This is a genomic window from Ochrobactrum quorumnocens, from assembly GCF_002278035.1.
GTDB classification, from domain to species: domain Bacteria; phylum Pseudomonadota; class Alphaproteobacteria; order Rhizobiales; family Rhizobiaceae; genus Brucella; species Brucella quorumnocens.
Window position 1 is genome coordinate 1,856,906 of record NZ_CP022603.1, and the last position, 14,585, is coordinate 1,871,490.

Consider the following 14,585-nt stretch of genomic DNA (forward strand, 5'->3'; position numbering starts at 1 on the left):
TTCGCCAACAGCTCCGTCGCTTCGGTGAATTCCGAAGAGCATTTGATTGGATCAGACCGATCGACAAGTGACCAAGTTAAAATCAAGTCAGGCACGGGGATGCGGAAGACATCAACCTCCCTTTGGTCTGATCCTTGCGCCGGATCTGACATAACGCAAGTTGAGAAGCAGCGGCGAGTGCAAAGCCAAGGAATGCCGCCCCATTGCAGGCGGCCAATCTATAATTGGCACGAAGCTTGCGAACAATAAAACTACGCAGTCACAATAACTACGGCTGCACAGTGGAAGGAGGGTGAAAATATGGACCAAAGAGAATACGCACGGCGCCCGTTCGGAACCGCCGTGGTCATCGGCGGAAGCATCGGCGGGTCGGTTGCAGCAGCTGCGCTGAGCAATAGCTTTGAGCGCGTCATTGTTCTGGACAGAGATGAACTGCCCTCAGAGCCGCGGCGGCGCAAAGGCACGCCGCATGGCCATCAATTTCATGCGCTGACAATTGGCGGTAGAGTATTTATCGAAGAGCTATTTCCAGGCTTTAGCCAGCAAGCGGTCGAATTGGGAGCGCAGCTTATCGATAGGACCCAGGATATTGCCTATTTGTCCAAGTTCGGGTTCTTAAAGCGAGGGCCGTCCGAACACAGGAACCTGCTCGCTACACGAACCTTCCTGGAATGGCGAATGCGGACACGCACGCGTGAACTCAACAATGTGGAAATCATTGAGCGTTCGACTGTGACGAGCCTTGTAGCTCAAAACGGAGCCGTAGTTGGTGTGGAGATGGCAGATGCCGAACGCAACTCGCGGACGATAATGGCCGATCTCGTGATCGATACAAGCGGCAGGTCGTCCTTGGCGCCGAAATGGTTTGAGGCCATGGGTTATCCTGCCCCGGCGGAGACTACGATCGACGCGAAGTGGGGCTACACGTCCGCCTATATCAAACCGGACCCGAGTTGGAACCCGGACTTTGACGTTCTCTATGTGTCGCCAACAGTTACGGGCGAGGGGCCTCAGGCCACGCGCGGTGCAGCGATGTGGAGGCAAGAAGGTGGCGTATGGGTACTGACTGCACAGGGATGCGGAGGCGACCTGCCACCAAGCGATGAAGCAGGATATCGCGATTTCCTCGGAAGCTTTGGTCGAAGGGAGTTCACGGATCTTTTGGAGACTGGTCAAATGATCGAGCCCCCGGTCTCTTGGAGGACAACGACCAATCGTATGCGCGATTTCGCTGGTTTGGCTACACGACCCGAAAACTTCATTGTGCTCGGGGACGCTGTCGCGGCATTTAATCCGGTTTATGGCCAGGGAATGGCATCAGCGGCGCAGGGTGCCTTGTTGCTCTCCAGCGAATTACCCGCGTGGTTCACAAAGAATGGCCAAGACCTTCGTGGCTTTGCCGCGCACTTCCAACAGTGCCTGCACGACAATGTGCTGCAGCAGTGCTGGGTGCTTTCAACAGGTGCTGACCTGCAAATTCCAGGTGTCGAGCTAAACGGAGCGCCACAGCAAGTGCAGCGCACAGAACGCAACGACTACATGGACAGGCTGATGGCGCTCTGCACCGAGGATTTGGAGATCATGACCAAATTCGCGGAAACCACTGGTATGTTGCGAGGCATGGATTGGATTTTCGCAGAAGAAACCCGCAACAAGATTACGCAGAATTGGGACCGTCTGGGTAAGATCAAGCGGTTGGATGCCGAAATGGGCGTGGCATGAGCATCATACCCTATAAGATAGCGACCGATCCTGACGATCTTGCGGATCTTCGGCGTCGGCTCTCACAGACCCGTTGGCCCAGCTCAATAAACGGCGATGAGTGGTCAAGTGGCACGGACCTCGCCTACCTGCACGGGTTATGTGCCTATTGGCAGAGTGAATACGATTGGGCTCGCGCTGAGTCAGCGTTAAACCAATGGCCGCAATTTACCACGATCGTCGACGGCCAACAGATTCATTTCCTGCACGTGAAGTCAAAGACAGGTACAGGCCGGTCGCTGATGCTACTGCATGGGTGGCCGAGTTCTGTCTTCGAGTTCACAAAAATCATAAAGCCGCTTATCGATCCGGCAGCGTATGGCAAAAGCGATCACGAGGCTTTTGACGTGGTCATCCCCTCACTTCCGGGCTACGGCTGGAGTGGTCCTACAACAAACCCGGGATGGGACGTTGGCCGTATCGCAGCTGCGATGGGCGTCACCATGCAGCGGCTCGGTTATGATCACTACGGATTGATGGGGGGTGACTGGGGGTCGCTGATTGCCTCACATATGGTCACGTTACATCCGGAACGAATTTCCGGACTTTACCTGACTATGGTCAATGTCCCTCCGATCACCACTGATGACAAGCCGACTGAGCAGGAACAGCAAATCGCTTCTGAGCGCGAACGCTATCGTTCTACGGAAGTCGGCTACATTTCTATCCAGGCGACGAAGCCACAGAGCCTAGCCTATGCACTCAGCGACTCTCCGTCAGGGCTAGCGGGTTGGATCGTTGAGAAAATGCGCGCCTGGACAGACTGCGATGGCGATCTGGAATCCGTTCTGAGCCGCGACGACATTCTGGACAATATTACGGCTTACTGGCTCACCAACACAATCGGCTCTTCCATGCGATTGTATCGGGAATCGGTCGTTCTCGCGGGGTCCGCCGGACCTATCAAGAGACCAACTGCAGTCCCTACAGGCGTTGGTGTATTCCCAAAAGAAATCAACCGCTCGTCTCGCAGGCAGATGGAACGACTTTATAACGTTGTGCACTGGACCGAAATGGCGCGTGGAGGCCATTTTCCAGCGCTGGAACAACCTGACCTATTGGTCGCAGACATCCGCAGCTTCTTCCGGGGCCGTGAGTGATACAGGGGCTCCTGGGTTGAACATTGAAGGGTATTGAAATGACGAGTTCAGCTAGAACACGTATTGAGCAGATGCGGGAACAGGGAAGACAGGCTATCGGCACGATGGTGATGTCGGTCGATCCCATGACGACGGCTATTGCCGGCTCAGTGGGGCTCGACTTCGTGGTTATCGACATGGAGCACGGTCCGTTGACCATAGAAACCGTTTCTCGCCATGTTTTGGCCGCGCGGTCTTGTGGCATGATCGTCTTCGTAAGGGTGCTTGAGAACCGCTCCACCTTAATCCAGGCGGCCATGGATGCCGGGGCGGACGGCGTGATCGCACCCAAAGTGCAATCCGTAGAAGATGCCCAGCGGCTCGCTTTGGCCGTGCGCTACATTCCGGGGGGGCGCGGCGCGTGCCCCACCGTATTGGGCGCAGGTTTCAGCTATGACAACTGGGACGACTACAGGCAGACGAACAACGCCAACGTCTTGGCCATACCGCTGATTGAGACTGTCCAGGGCGTGGAATGCGTCGATCAGATCATGGCCGTGGAAGGCATAGACGTGGCCTATTTCGGGCGCGTTGATTTCGCGCAGGACAAGGGTTGCGCGCTGGATGCCCCGGAGGTCCTGCAGGCGGCAATATCCGTCAGGACGGCGGCGCGGGCGGCAGGGAAGCTTCTCATGACCGTTCAGTTCAACTCCGAGGATGCGGACCTGGTGGTGCACAACGCTGACCTGATGCTGTTGCGTGCCGCGTATAACGAGATCGCCACAAATCATCGCGCCAGGCAGGCCGAACAGAGGCGCGCCTGAGCAATTCGGTATGGAGTGCTGACAAAGCCATGATGTATAGCGCACTTGGACAGACAGGTGTTTTTGTTTCCCGACTTTGCCTCGGGACAATGACCTTTGGTGGAAGCTTCGATTCAAGTAACGGGATTGCGGGCGTGGACAAATCACAGGCTGACAGAATTGTCGGCCGAGCGCTTGAGAGCGGCATCAATTTTGTCGATACAGCTGACGTTTACACAGGCGGGCAGTCTGAAGAGATCCTCGGGGAGATTTTGGGACCACGCCGCCGGAATCTCGTACTGGCGACCAAAGTCCACGTACGTAGCGGTCCGGGGCCGAATGATGTCGGTCTGTCCAGAATACATATTATGCAGTCGCTGGAAGAAAGCTTGAAACGACTGCAAACAGATTACATTGATCTCTACCAGATACATAGATGGGATCGGCTCACTCCGATCGCGGAAACGCTCCGCGCGCTAGACGACGCCGTTCGACAGGGGAAGGTTCGTTATATCGGTGCGTCCAATCTGGCTGCATGGCAGCTGATGAAATCACTGGGCGTCTCCGACAAGGAGGGATTGACGCGCTTCTGCACGGTTCAAGCCTATTACTCGCTGGTGGGCCGTGGAGTGGAGGACGAGTTGGTGCCGGCGATGCTGGACCAGGGCGTCGGCATGATGTGCTGGAGCCCACTGGGCGGTGGGCTACTCTCCGGAAGAGCTTTATCCGGGCCAGTTGCCGGCACCAGGCGCGGCAAACGGGGAGCTGTCAATCAATTTCCACCCGTCGACGAGGGTAAGGCGTTGCAGATTATTGCAGCCCTGCAGCAAATGGCGGACCGATACGAAGCGTCTGTCCCGCAAGTTGCACTGGCTTGGCTTCTGAGCCGCCCAGCGGTCGCCAGCGTCATCGTGGGGGCCAGAGCAGTCGAGCAGCTTAACGAAAATCTGGGGTCTCTCGAAATCACGCTTGAACCAGACGACGTCGCACTCCTCGAATCTCTTAGCGCAGAGCCGGTCCGTTATCCCGCGTGGATGTCGACTTTCGATCTGGCGCGACGTTTTCCCGATGACAGCCATTATGCCGGTCCAAGCTGGACCGCGGGTCAGGACCCGCTGCCGGATAGGTGACTTGGTGCCACCTTTAGCGGGAACCTGGCTTTGGACGAGGAGGGAAGGGGAGAACAAAGTTCAAAGCCCTTACCAAATTCCATGGGGTGCGCGCCCCTGCCTAATCGGTGCCGCAGATAAAGGCCGCGGCTCTCTCGCCTATCATCATGGCAGGAGCATTGGTATGGGTTCCAATGATAGCCGGCATTATCGAAGCGTCTGCCACCCGAAGTCGCCGAACTCCACGGACGCGAAGCTGTTCGTCAACCACCGACTTTGAATCGCTCCCCATACGGCACGTGCCGCACAAATGAAAGGCCGTTGCCCCGGTTTGTGCGGCGTAGGCAAGCAGTTCCTCTTCGCTGTCGCCGACATCATTGCCAGGAGCAAGCTCGCCGACGACGTGGTCAGCTAAAGGAGGGATTGCATTGATCGCTCGCAGCAACCTGAGTGCAGCTACCGCGGCCTTTCGGTCAAATTCATCCGTAAGGTAATTGACGACAATTGACGGTTGCCCGGTCGCGGTGAGATGCACATGACCCTTGCTGCGCGGATAGCTTTGGTAGCAGTTAAAACTCATGCCGGGAGCACTATCGAGAACAGCCTTGATCTGGCCTCTCACCTGCTTGAACTGGTACGTCATCGCATTGCTGTAGACTTCAAGGTCTTGCGGGCCTTCATCCGCAAACAGCCTGACGAACCCAATTAACTCCGATGGTGTCCGACTGAGCGGTCCATGGCGTCCGAACATATATTGTAGGCCGCTCCAAACTGCTCCAACCCCCTTGTCGGTGCCGTTAAGGGATTTGAGACCACGTAAACGCAGCTTGGTCTGCAACAACATGTGATCTCTTGCGTTTTCACCGACTTCACGGCTTTCCGCACGGATGTCTATTCCCAGACTGCTGAGACGCTCAGGGTCGCCGATACCGGCCCCCTCCAGCAGCAATGGCGAACCCACTGCCCCCGCACAGAGAATGACTTCAGCTTCAGCGTAGATCGTTTCAGTGCGTCCATCTCGTTGAATTTCGATACCGACCGCCGCTCCGTTCTCCAGCACCACGCGCTGAACAAGAGACCCGGTGACTATTTCCAGGTTCGAGCGAGCTCGTGCAGGGTCAAGATAGGTGCGAGACGTGCTCTGTCTAATTCCGCGGTGCACATTGGTCTGCATGCGCCCCACCCCAATCGCCTCGGGCGCGTTAGGGTCAGGCATTTCCGGCAGGCCATAGGCCGCACAGGATTCGCGCAACAACTCTATGCAGTCGTGTCGCCCCGCGTTGATCTCGACCTTGACCGGGCCGCCTTTCCCTCGATGCTCGCCGCCTTGAGGGAAATCCTCGAGCCGCTTGAGAAATGGAAGAACCGCCTCATACCCCCAATCGCCGCAACCTGCCTCGACCCAACGCTGGTAATCGTGCCGGCTACCCAGCGTCCAGGCCAATCCGTTGATTGAACTTGATCCGCCGAGGGTCTTTCCTCTGGCGTAGTGTAGCATTCGGTTGTTAAGTCCGGGCTCAGGTCCGGTCTTGTAAGACCAGTCGTACCGAGGATCTCCAATGGTCTTGGAATAACCAATGGGAATATGCAGCCAGGGATTTCTGTCTTTGTTGCCAGCCTCAATCAAAACCACGTTGATCTTCGGGTTTTCGCTCAGGCGTGAGGCAACAATCGCGCCGGCTGAGCCAGCTCCCACCACCACATAATCGGCTCTAATAGCATTCTGAGAATCCATCAGCTTACTCATTAAAGGACGGCGCACATGCGCACGGAGGTCAAAAGGTACATGCCGTAACCCTGATAAAGGTCTTTGTTGGTTGCGCGTTTCACTCTGGAACCTTTGTCCTTTTTGTCGGTATCGCTACCGTTCCAATTAACTCACAGCGGAGCTGGACGCAGGGCCACTTTAATCGGCCGCCCGTCTAGTTCATGAGCTGCAGCCTTCAGCGCTGTCTCTGCCTCTTCGAGGGGATAGGTTTCGCTGACCCAGCCGGCAAGATCGACGCCGCGCTTCTGAAGGTCGAGCGCCAATTGCAGCCCTGCTTCCACAAAATTGGGATGGGATGCAAAGCTGAGCAAACGGATTTCCTTCATTAGCAGCTCTACCCAATCGATCTGCTGAACGGCCGGCGACGATATGGCGACGTTCACAAACGTCCCCATTTTGGCGAGCAACCGGAACGCCAATCGCTTCGCAGGGGGAACGCCCGCCAGATCGATCACCACATTGGCCTGACCGCTACGCGCCAACAGATCTTGCGCGACCAGATCGGGGTCGGCATCTCGCGCCATGGCCAGTGTCGTGGTCACTCCCAATTGCCGAGCCAGATCCAGGCGGAGTTCATCGGTCTCAAGGCCAACCATGGTGACATTGGCGCCGAGTTCCATGGCAGCGACAGCACAACATAATCCCTGTGGTCCGGGACCGATAACGGCAACATGATCGCCAGGTTTCACTCCCGCCGAAGTAACCCAGCGCATACCGTTGGCCAAAGGGGAGCCGCCAACCAATGCTGCACCATCGCTGAGCCCATCGGGCAATTTGTATGCCAGTGCCTCCTTGGGCACAAAGACATGCGTGGCGTATCCACCCCAAAGCTGAGGAGCCTTCCGGTTGGACGTAATCCCGTAGCCGGTGCCTTTGCCCTTCTGGTCGCAAAGATAGTATTGCCCTGCCCGACAGGAGTCGCAATTGTGGCATGGCCAACGAGCCTCCAGAATTACGCGGTCTCCTACGCTCAAATTTCGTGCGCGGCTTGCGGACTCACCGATTGCCTCAACGGTACCAACAATTTCATCACCGAAGGTCAGGGGGGCGAGGTCATTGATCCACCCAAGTTCGCCCCGATACATGTGCAATTCGGAGCCATCGACACCGCATAAGGCCACACGGATTAGCATATCCTCGGTGCCCATGTCCGGCAGAGGTACCTCCCGCATTGCGAGTTTCCCCGGAGAGAGGTATTCGACGATCCTGGCCGTGGCGTGCGCCACTGGCATTGAGCTGTGAGAAGCGTTTCCCATGTTCTATTCCTGCGGCGCCACTTGAAAGCGCATTTCCTTTAGAGCTTCGTTAACCCGGATCTGACAACACAGGCGTGAGCATTCAGTATAAGCTTCCAAGACCTCAAGCATCTCAGTCTCGGCCAGCGTCGGCGCCGGTAGCCGACTGATTGCAGCGGGGTCAAGATAGACATGACAGGTTGCGCATGACAGCTCTCCACCGCACTCTCCGATAATGCCGGGCACTGAATTCTGAACAGCGTTCCACATCACGGAGGTGTCTTCGACTGCATTTAGGGTTAGCTCGCCGCTCTCTGTTACAAAAGTTATCTCAACCATCGGCCACGGTCCTCTGTTCATCTGCTAAGGAGGTGGAGGCAATCACTGGAATTTGACCATCAACTGACTAAGGCCGGTGACCTGATGGTCCACGACCCAGTGCGGAGTGTCATCGCCGGCGAATTCGATATCGGGAAAAGCAGAGAAAATCTTGGAAAACAGTACCTTCAGTTCCAATCGCACAAGAGCGCGTCCCAAGCAGGCATGAATGCCTTCCCCGAGGGAGAGATGGTCATTAGGAGTGCGACGGATATCGAACTTGTGCGGATTGTCGAACTTGCGTTCATCCTTGTTGCCAGAAACTGCGAAGAGGACAACCCAGTCCCCAGGATTGATCGTTTTGCCATGCATCTTGTAAGACGCGCGGGCAACCCGTAGCCGTCCCCTCGCCGGAGTGGTCCATCGCAGAATCTCGTCTACGGCGCCGTCGATCAGCGTTGGATTATCGATCAGTAACTGTCGCTGCTCCGGATCCTTAAGAAAACACCACATCCCGACCGAAATTGCATTCCGGGTGGTTTCGAGCCCGCCTAAAATGAGCAAAAGGAACCAGCCTGCGATTTCGTGCTCATCAAGCGGCGTGCCGTCGACCACCATACGGGCGATGATCGAAGCCAGATCATCACGCGGGTTGGCCAATCTGTCGCGCGCCATGCGCATGGAATAGTCGCCGATCGCTTCGATTCCAATGAATGACGTTTCTTCGTGAGTTTTCCCAGGGATTGCGCCACGTGGATCTGCGGGAGAGAAAGCCTGCCATGCGAAGCGACCGAGTTCATCCCAGTCACTCTCTGGGATACCCAGCATCTTGAACACCACATGCATCGGCAGGACGGCTGCGAATTCGTCGACGACATCCGCCGTCCCCTTTTTGCGGATATCTTCGATGATCTCGTCTACGATCTTTTCAATATCGGCGCGCATGCGACCGACCATAGGCGTACTGAAGTGCTTGTTCATGGGCTGCCGCATAACTGTGTGAAGCGGCGGATCCATGAGTGTGACGCTGGCGTCCCACATAAGCTTGCGCCTCTGCAGGGTAGTCAATCGCCGCCCCGACCGCGGAACACGGCTGTCGAAAGACGAACTAAAGGTCATTGCATCGTTCAGGATTGCCTTCATGTCGTCGTAGCGTGTAACGACCCAAAAGTTGCGCCCATAATCATCGGGCTCGGCCCAGTGCAGCGGGTCTTCGTCGCGTAGGCGACGGAATATCTCATGGTGCTCGCCAGACGGATACCATTCGGGCCGCACAAGATCGGTGTCATAGCTGCTCAGGTCCTTTTCCATAGTCTACCTTTTCCCAGTGAGTACTGTTGCGCCTGCTAATCGGGCGCGGATGATTTGCGTTGCAGTGCTAACTCGCAAGCTCTGTGCCAAGTCGGCATCTCTGCACTGCGATGCGACGAAAGCCTGCGCACTCCAGCCACCACCGCGGCACCGAGTGCCCGTCAAGAATTGTTGCCGCACAACAAACACGCATATGCGTATGACGACGACAATTCACCCCAACAGTGTATCCGCCAAGGACATACCCTTCCGAAATACATGTTTCAGCTTGAACTCAGTTATCTGTGGCACGGACTTTGCGTGACAAACATCAAGTCTCGCTTAGATGCAGCTGAGGCCATCGATGAGAGGCACTACACTTGGAAAATTTTCTCGGCAGGAACGCAGTCGTAACGGGGGGCGGAAGCGGTATTGGTCGATCAATCTCACTCGCACTTGCCGGTGCCGGCGCAAATGTCCTGGTGGCTGATATCGATGCGCAAGCGGCTCAAACAGTTGCCTCCGATGCGTGCGAACTAGGCGTTGCAGGATTGGCTCAGCAAGTCGATGTGTCAAATTTCGATGACGTAACAAAGTTGGCGACACGCGCGTTTGGCGAATTTGGGTCGGTGGACATTCTCGTGAATAATGCTGGAGTTACACTGAGGCCATTTCGGGCATCCTGGGATACAAGTCTCGAAGATTTTCGCTGGATCATGGATGTGAATTTTTGGGGCGTGGTTCATGGCCATATGGCTTTTGTTCGATCCATGATCGACCGGCCAGGCGTAAAACACATCGTCAACACATCATCGGTCGGGTCGATTGTTTCCGTTGCAGGTCATTCTGCATACTGTGCGTCCAAATCAGCAGTGGATGGATTTTCATATAGCGCCAGGGAAGAGCTTCGCGGCTTCGGCATCGGCGTCAGCTTGTTGCATCCGGCCGGTGTTAAGACAGACATTCCAACGAGCGAACGTTGGCGGACTGAGACAGACAGATCGGGTAATCGCGATGTTGTTCCCTGGTCGCGCTATGTGAGCGAGGTCGTCAACCCTTCGATCGACGATCCCACCAATGCTGCGAGGCAGGATCCTGTCGAGTTTGCCACAGAGCCATGGCAGTATATCTGGCCTGAGGATGTCGGCCGCATCGTCATCGAGGGTATCCGCGCCAACCGATGCAACATCCTAACTCACCCGCCACTTACAGAGCGCATCCGTGCTCGTGCTGAGACCATCATTGCCGGTGCTCCTCAGTCGCCATCGGTCTAGGAGCTTATTTTGAACGTTTCTGAAAAGACGAACTTGCGCCAGCGCCTGGACGAACCTGGAGCGATTTACATGCCGGGTTGCTATGACGCGCTGTCAGCGAAGCTGATAGAAAGTGCCGGCTTTGAGGCCGCCGCTATCAGCGGGTTCGCGCTCGAAGGCGCTCACTTAGGTGGGCCTGATATCGGGTTAATGACGCTGACGGAACTTGTGGAGCAGTCGGCTCGCATTACCGACGCGGTCAATATTCCTGTCATCGCCGATGTTGATACCGGATTTGGCGGTGTGCAGAACATTCACCGCACCGTTCGCCTGGCCGAGCGCGCAGGCCTATCGGGCATTCACCTTGAAGACCAGACATTGCCAAAGAAATGCCCGTTGCTTCCAGGTCGGAAAGTAGTTGCACTCCAGGAAGCCAAGGATCGCTATGCCGTGGCCCTGGAGGCCAGGAGTAATACCAACTTCATTATCATTGCGAGGACCGATGCAGACATCATCGGTTACGACGAACAGATCATGAGGGCCAACGAGTACCTGGCTACGGGCGTAGACTGTGTCCTGCCGATGATGATCGAGCTCAACGGCGCATCCTTCCACGATCTGCCGCCAGATAAGCAGATGAGGCATATTGAGAGGGTCGTCACCGATATCGATGGCCACGTAATGTATGTGGGGCCTCCCCCAGGTGGCTATACCGCCTTCGATCTGGGCGCGATCGGAGTAAAGCTAATCTCTCTCTCAGCTGGCACAATCAATGCTGCGGCGACGGCAATGATGATCGCTCTTGGAGAATTGAAGTCCACCGGAAGGGTATCGTTATTTCAGGAGAAACCAGAACGCCTGGAAGCCGGCTCCGGGCTGCTGCAGTTCCTAGGGGTGGACTTCTATCTGGATCTCGAAAGGCGCTTCGTGCGCGATTAACCATGTTCCCAAGAGCAGTCCTGGGAAGACGAAACAGTCAAAGGAGCGGGATTTCATGTCTCAAACATCAATTGGCGGCCAGCCGCACGGCATCCGGCAACCCGGTGCGTTTTACATAGGTGGTGAATGGGTGGCACCGGAGTCTGGTGATCGTCTCGATGTCGTTACCCCTTCAACGGAAGAGGTTTTCGGCCGGTTCGCAGCGGCAAATATACAGGATATCAACAAGGCGGTTGGAGCCGCACGCATTGCATTTGACGAGGGGCCGTGGCCTCGTTTGACACATGCCGAACGGGCAGAATATCTCAGGGCATTGTCGAAAGAATTGTCTTCACGCATTCCGGACCTGAGCAATATCTGGACATCCGAGGTGGGTGTGACATGCAGAATTGCGAACGCTTCCGTGCCACGCTCTGCAGCTGTCTTCGACTATTACGCCGGGTTCGCCGAACGCTTCCCCTTTGTCGAAAGGCATCAGCCGCGCAGTGGGGGCAACCATGGCTATCTTGTCCATGAGCCAGTGGGCGTCGTCGGCGCGATCGTCGCCTGGAACGGCTCGCTGGGGCTAACTGTCTGGAAATGCGCGCCAGCCCTTTTGGCAGGTTGTACGGTAGTGGTTAAGGCGTCGCCCGAATCCCCCGGTCCGGCCTGGGTTATAGCTGAGGCCGCTGCTGCGGTCGGCATTCCGTCTGGTGTGTTCAACGTTGTGCTCGCAGACCGCGAAGTTTCGGAGCATCTCGTTCGCCATCCTGATGTCGATAAGATTACATTTACGGGCTCGAGTGCCGTCGGCAAACGCATCGCTTCCATTTGTGGCGAACGTGTCGCGCGCTGCACGCTCGAACTCGGCGGGAAATCGGCTGCCCTCATTCTCGATGATTACGATGTGGAGAAGGCTGCCCTATCGATTTCCCAATCAGCACGTGTGTTGTCGGGACAGATTTGTTCGTCACTCACGCGGCTCATAGTGCCACGGACGCGTCAGGACCAGCTCATTGAAGCCCTTTCGGCAGCATTTCTGTCTACAAAGGTTGGCGATCCGTTCGACAGAGAAACAGATATGGGGCCACTCGCCTCTTCGCGCCAACGAGACCGGGTTGAGAGTTACATCGCCAAGGGCCGGGACGAAGGGGCAAGACTCGTTGTGGGCGGAAAGCGCCCGGACCGGCTGAATAGGGGTTTCTACGTGGAGCCGACTGTATTTTCCGATGTCGACAACGCGATGACGATTGCCAGAGACGAGATTTTTGGCCCCGTGCTCAGTGTGATACCGGTCGATGATGACGAGCAGGCAATAGCCGTTGCCAACGATAGTCCTTACGGCCTCAATGCGTCCGTATTCACCGATGACGCAGACCGCGCATGGGAAATTGCGCGGAGACTGCGATCAGGCACTGTAGGACATAACTCGTTCCGCACAGATTTTTACATCGCAGCGGGTGGCTTCAAACAGTCAGGTCTGGGCCGTGAAGGCGGCAGCGAGGGGCTCAGGGGCTTTCTGGAACCCAAAACTATTATCCTCGACGCGGAACCGACGAAGGGAAGAGAACAGTCAAATAGCACGGGTGCTTTGGGGTAAAGGTGCGCGATCGCTCTTCTGTGGGGCGTCCTACAGGTCGCGGAAACGGTGCTTCCGGGTGGATGAGGATACAGTTTTGCTGAACAAGGCACGGAGTGCCAGTCTCTGCGGCGACGGAGAGGCTCGGCGTTGTGTTGCCTGAAAAAAAGGGGATGAGCGGCACTCAAGCCGGCGAGACGGCAAGCCGTGGAGCCTTGAGAAGAACTGAATTATCGGATGCGATGTTTGGCTCAGTTCAGCGACGCTGAACAATTTGCTTTGCCTAACCGAAGGGCCGTTCGCGAGTTGACCCAAAGTTCATTGGTGACATCAGAAAGACACTGGAAACAGTGGTGGGGAAAGCAATAAGCCGATGGCTTGGATGATAAGATCCGATGTCTCTTGGCTTCAACATAAATCAAAATCTTGGGAGAGGTTGAAATGAAGCTTTTGAGATACACGTTTGCGGGGACGTTGCTCGCGTTTTTTGGGTTGGCAGCAGATAAGTCTCACGCGATTGACATCCAGCCATATGACGTGCTGACGGCACCACCTGGAACTGCCATTTGGACCCAGTATTTCAGTTTTGGCAAGTCAAACAGCGCATATCTCAATGGCGCTGACGTTGGTGGATCGCTTCAGTCTTTTGCGATTGCTCAGCGCCTGACCTATTATTTCGATATCCCAGGTCAGAAGGCATTGATCACTGGCATTATCCCTTATGTCGACTTACGAGACGGAAGCCTTGCGGGCGTTCCACTCAATGAGACGGATGGTATTGGGGATACGACGCTTGCCTTCACTTACGGGTTATACAATGATTTCGCGACGAAGCGTAACTTGGACTTTATCGCCTATCTGGGTGTCCCTACGGGTAAATACAATGGCTTTGACCCACTCAACCCGGGAGCCAATCGAACGTCGTACGCACTGCAAATGAGCGGTTCTTATGGGTTGGGAGATAACTGGCTCCTGGAAGGCGCGATCGACGTCTCCTTCTATCGAGACAACAAGAATGCCGATGGCAATGGAAGCGTTCTGGCGCAGGATCCGACATACGCCGCCCAAGCCTGGCTCAGCTATGCCGTAACTTCCACATTGTCATTCTCGGGTGGCTGGGGCACCTCGTGGGGCGGTGAGCAGAAGCTGAACGGCATTGCCAGCGGTTTCAACTCTGAGCGGCAGCAAATTCGTGGCGCTGTCTCCTATTGGGTCACTCCAACTTGGCAGCTTCTGGGGCAGGTCAACCATGATTTCGATGTGAAGGGTGGGTTCCAGTCTGATACTTCATATCTCTTGAGAGTGAGCAAGCTTTTCTGACGATTGACTTCCTTAATATCTGGTGAGAGCGACCTGCATGTCATACAGCGGGGCGCTCCATTTCCACTAAGGCAAGAATGCGACATAGTCATATATTTCCTCGTTTTATACGATCCACGAGGATGGCCTGGTGGGTTCAAAGATGAAGTGCG

The 14,585-nt window shown here is 55.8% G+C and carries 12 protein-coding genes; 8 read left to right on the forward strand and 4 right to left on the reverse strand.

The window, feature by feature from the left end; genetic code table 11:
• Positions 1–300: 300 nt before the first annotated feature.
• The 4 genes from CES85_RS08770 to CES85_RS08785 are packed head-to-tail and all read left to right on the forward strand — an operon-like array spanning position 301 to position 4,773.
• Positions 301–1,722, forward strand: coding sequence for an NAD(P)/FAD-dependent oxidoreductase (locus CES85_RS08770; RefSeq protein ID WP_095445513.1), 1,422 nt, complete (start codon positions 301–303; stop codon positions 1,720–1,722).
• The gene (locus CES85_RS08775; protein WP_095445514.1) at positions 1,719–2,861 is read left to right on the forward strand and encodes an epoxide hydrolase family protein; all 1,143 of its coding nucleotides are present in this window, start codon (positions 1,719–1,721) and stop codon (positions 2,859–2,861) included. Before CES85_RS08770 ends, CES85_RS08775 begins: the two co-directional genes overlap by 4 nt.
• Before the next feature lie 38 nt (positions 2,862–2,899).
• Positions 2,900–3,664 carry an HpcH/HpaI aldolase family protein gene (locus CES85_RS08780; protein WP_095445515.1) on the forward strand — a complete coding sequence of 255 codons (765 nt, stop codon included), beginning with the start codon at positions 2,900–2,902 and terminating at the stop codon, positions 3,662–3,664.
• Positions 3,665–3,693: 29 nt separating this feature from the next.
• Positions 3,694–4,773, forward strand: a complete 1,080-nt coding sequence (locus CES85_RS08785; protein ID WP_095445516.1) for an aldo/keto reductase — start codon at positions 3,694–3,696, stop codon at positions 4,771–4,773.
• A 100-nt stretch (positions 4,774–4,873) separates the two neighbouring features.
• Here CES85_RS08785 and CES85_RS08790 read toward each other — a convergent pair whose 3' ends face one another.
• The 4 genes from CES85_RS08790 to CES85_RS08805 all read right to left on the reverse strand — a co-directional run bounded on the left by CES85_RS08790 (position 4,874) and on the right by CES85_RS08805 (position 9,384).
• Positions 4,874–6,487, reverse strand: coding sequence for a GMC family oxidoreductase (locus CES85_RS08790; RefSeq protein ID WP_167388260.1), 1,614 nt, complete (start codon positions 6,485–6,487; stop codon positions 4,874–4,876).
• A 143-nt stretch (positions 6,488–6,630) separates the two neighbouring features.
• Complete coding sequence (locus CES85_RS08795) at positions 6,631–7,692, reverse strand: zinc-dependent alcohol dehydrogenase (RefSeq protein ID WP_167388261.1); 1,062 nt, start codon at positions 7,690–7,692, stop codon at positions 6,631–6,633.
• An 87-nt stretch (positions 7,693–7,779) separates the two neighbouring features.
• Positions 7,780–8,115 (reverse strand): 2Fe-2S iron-sulfur cluster-binding protein, encoded by a 336-nt coding sequence (locus tag CES85_RS28250; protein ID WP_350340778.1) that lies wholly within the window; start codon positions 8,113–8,115, stop codon positions 7,780–7,782.
• Positions 8,116–8,136: 21 nt separating this feature from the next.
• A complete protein-coding gene (locus tag CES85_RS08805) occupies positions 8,137–9,384 on the reverse strand; it encodes a cytochrome P450 (RefSeq protein WP_095445520.1) in 1,248 nt (415 codons plus the stop codon).
• 359 nt (positions 9,385–9,743) lie between these two features.
• Between CES85_RS08805 and CES85_RS08810 the strand changes: the two genes are divergently transcribed.
• The 4 genes from CES85_RS08810 to CES85_RS08825 all read left to right on the forward strand — a co-directional run bounded on the left by CES85_RS08810 (position 9,744) and on the right by CES85_RS08825 (position 14,433).
• Positions 9,744–10,637 (forward strand): SDR family NAD(P)-dependent oxidoreductase, encoded by an 894-nt coding sequence (locus CES85_RS08810; protein WP_095445521.1) that lies wholly within the window; start codon positions 9,744–9,746, stop codon positions 10,635–10,637.
• Between the two features lie 9 nt (positions 10,638–10,646).
• Complete coding sequence (locus CES85_RS08815; protein WP_095445522.1) at positions 10,647–11,555, forward strand: isocitrate lyase/PEP mutase family protein; 909 nt, start codon at positions 10,647–10,649, stop codon at positions 11,553–11,555.
• 55 nt (positions 11,556–11,610) lie between these two features.
• The gene (locus tag CES85_RS08820; protein WP_095445523.1) at positions 11,611–13,134 is read left to right on the forward strand and encodes an aldehyde dehydrogenase; all 1,524 of its coding nucleotides are present in this window, start codon (positions 11,611–11,613) and stop codon (positions 13,132–13,134) included.
• Positions 13,135–13,554: 420 nt separating this feature from the next.
• Positions 13,555–14,433 carry a transporter gene (locus tag CES85_RS08825; protein ID WP_095445524.1) on the forward strand — a complete coding sequence of 293 codons (879 nt, stop codon included), beginning with the start codon at positions 13,555–13,557 and terminating at the stop codon, positions 14,431–14,433.
• Positions 14,434–14,585 lie beyond the last annotated feature (152 nt).